Here is a 2539-nt window from a genome sequence, read left to right on the forward strand (position 1 = left end):
TCAAGGATTTGGGCTATGACTTGGCTGATAATCAGCTCAACGATGTGTTCGTCCGGTTCAAGGAACTCGCCGACCGCAAAAAGGAAATCTACGACGACGATCTTATTGCGCTTGTCAACGCAGGTGTGGATTCCGAGAACAATCGTTTACAGATCAAACACTTGCGCGTGATCTGCGGCACCGAAGGCCCGCAACAGGCGACGCTCACGATGGAAATCGACGGGCGCGAGGTCTCGACCGAGGCCACCGGCGACGGCCCCGTCGATGCCACGTTCAACGCGGTCAAGGCGCTCTTTCCGCATGAGGCGCGGTTGCAGCTCTATCAGGTGCATGCCGTGACCGAAGGCACCGATGCACAGGCCACCGTGTCCGTGCGCATGGAAGAGGCGGGGCGCATCGTGATGGGACAATCGGCGGATACCGATACGGTCGTGGCCTCGGCCAAGGCCTATGTCCACGCCCTCAACCGCCTGCTCGTGCGCCGCGAGAAAACCGGCAGCGACGCCCGCGAGGTCAGCTACAAGGACGTGTCATAAGGCATATCTGAGCGAGAAAGCGGAAAGCCCGGATGAGAGGATCATCCGGGCTTTTTTGTCGTTGCTCTGGTGTCATGCGGCTTTCGTTGACCGCGCCGCGCGGATGGCTCAAGCGCCCCCTACTGCGCCCAGTCCCAAGGCCGCACGAATTGGCCCAGCACATGCCCCACGGCCTCGCCCTCGGCACTGGCCGAGCCCGATACCTTCGCCACCAGCCCGCGTTTCTTGTCATCGACCACCGATGTCACCCGCGCGGCAACCCCGGCATCGGCCAATGCCGCGTTGTAAATCCGCGTGATCGCCAGCTTGCGCAGGTCGGGCTTGAACACCTTGCCCACCGCCGTTTTCGGCAGTTCCGGCAAGACTTCGACATGTTTTGGCACCGCCGCGCGCTCATGCACATGCAGCTTGCAATGCTCGAGCAGTTCCTCGCCCGTCACCGTGGCCCCGGCCACCAGTTCCACATAGGCGCAGGGGATTTCTCCCGCATGCGCATCCGGCTGCCCGATGGCACCCGCCATCGCTACCGCCTTATGCACCATCAGCGCCTCTTCGATCTCGGCGGGGTCGATATTATGGCCGCCCCGGATGATCAGATCCTTGGCGCGGCCCGTGATCCAGAGATAGCCATCCGCATCAATCCGCCCCAGGTCGCCCGTGCGCAGATACTCCCCATGGTAGAAAAGATCGCGATTCTTGTCGCCCTCGGTATAGGTATGGCCCGCAAAGACACCCGGATTCGAGATGCAGATCTCGCCCACCTCATCCACCGCGCAATCCATCGGCCCATCGGGCGTGCCCTTGATGATCCGCACATCCGTGTAGGGGAACGGCACACCGACCGAACCCACTTTCTTTTCCCCTTCGGGTGGGTTGGCCGAGACAAGGCAGGTCGCCTCGGTCAGGCCATAGCCCTCGATCACCGCGATGCCAGTGGCCGATTCGAACCGGTTGAAAAGCTCCAGAGGCATCGGGGCCGAGCCGGAAAACGCGTTCTTGACCGTGGACAGGTCCGCATCCACCTTGCGCTGCATCAGCGCGGAAACGGCCGTGGGCACGGTGATGATGAAACTGATTTTCCAGCGCTCGCACAGCTTCCAGAAATTGTCGAACACGCCTTCGCCGCGATAGCCCGCAGGCGTCGGAAACACCACATGCGCGCCCGATTTGATCATCGCCATCAGGATCACATGGCAGGCAAAGACGTGAAACAGCGGCAGCGGGCACATCACATTGTCCTGCTCGGTAAAGAGCAGGGTGTGACCGATCCAGCCGTTATAGATCATGCCGGAATATTTGTGCTGCGCGACTTTGGGCATGCCGGTGGTGCCGCCGGTATGGAAATAGGCCGCCACCCGGTCGCCGGTGCTGTCTGCAAAGCTGAGGCTCTTGGGCTGGCGCGCGATGGCCTTGTTGAAATCCATGCAATCGGCATGGTGCTGCACCGGGTTCTTGGGGCGCACAAGGGGTACGATCCAGCTTTTCGGCGGCGTGAGATAGCGGTTGAGGTCAATCTCGATCACCGTATGCACGCTTGGCGCATGGCGCACCGCCTCGGCGGTCTTTTGCGCGATGTCGGTCTTGGGGAATGCCTTGAGCGTGACCACCACCTTGGCGCCGGTTTCGCGCAGAATGGCGCTGATCTGCTCTGGTTCCAGCAGCGGATTGATCGGGTTGACGATGCCCGCGATCATGCCGCCGATGGTCGCCACAGCGGTTTCCAGACAATTGGGCAGCACCAGCGCCACAACATCGCCCTCGCCCAGCTTGAGGCTGCGAAAGAGGTTGGCCGCCTGACAGCACTGATCGTGAAACTGCTGCCATGTCAGGGTTTGCGCCTTGTCGGTCGCGCCAGAGAAAAGCTGATAGCTGATCGCGGGCCGGTTCGGAAATTTGCCCGCAACCTCGTTCAACATCTGATAGATGGTCTGAGGGCGCTCGCGCGCCGCCCAAGGCATCTCATTCTGAATATCAAGCGCATCCTGCCGCGTCTTGAACGCCAT

At 61.2% G+C, this 2539-nt stretch carries 2 protein-coding genes; one reads left to right on the forward strand and one right to left on the reverse strand.

Annotated features, from left to right (window positions below):
* A partial coding sequence (locus tag KBT70_RS09245; RefSeq protein ID WP_296631756.1) for an alpha-isopropylmalate synthase regulatory domain-containing protein occupies positions 1–536 on the forward strand: 536 nt, incomplete at its 5' end.
* A gap of 119 nt (positions 537–655) precedes the next feature.
* Here the strand turns inward: KBT70_RS09245 and KBT70_RS09250 are convergent.
* Positions 656–2539 (reverse strand): acyl-CoA synthetase (locus KBT70_RS09250; protein WP_296631759.1); only part of this gene is annotated, 1884 nt, incomplete at its 5' end.

It is taken from the genome of Roseovarius sp. (assembly GCF_018066915.1).
Taxonomy (GTDB): Bacteria; Pseudomonadota; Alphaproteobacteria; order Rhodobacterales; family Rhodobacteraceae; genus Roseovarius.